Source organism: Haloferax sp. AB510, from assembly GCF_024136985.1.
Classification (GTDB): domain Archaea; phylum Halobacteriota; class Halobacteria; order Halobacteriales; family Haloferacaceae; genus Haloferax.
In genome coordinates this window covers 1-243 of sequence record NZ_JAMYJY010000263.1, presented here as the reverse complement: position 1 = coordinate 243, position 243 = coordinate 1, and the positions used below count along the sequence as shown (strand labels likewise).

The window sequence follows — 243 nt, the reverse complement described above, 5'->3', positions numbered from 1 at the left end:
AGGCCGAGTTCGCTGGCGAACCGCGGGACGTACTGCTCGGGGTCGGCGGGCTTGACCTCAAGCGAGAGTTCGCGCGCGATGTAGCGGTAGGTGCGGGCGACTTCACTCTTCTCGACGCGCGAGACCTCCGCGATTTCGTCGAGCGAGCGCGGGACGCCGGCCATGCGGGCGGCGGCGTAGGTACACGACGTGGCGACGCCCTCGATGGAACGGCCGGGGAGCAGGTCGTCGTTGAGCGCGCGG

Annotated in this window: 1 pseudogene; it reads right to left on the bottom strand. The window is 70.4% G+C overall.

Features of this window, described 5'->3' with window-relative positions:
* Positions 1 to 243: pseudogene (locus tag NKF06_RS20925) on the bottom strand (transcription initiation factor IIB 2); the annotation flags it as partial.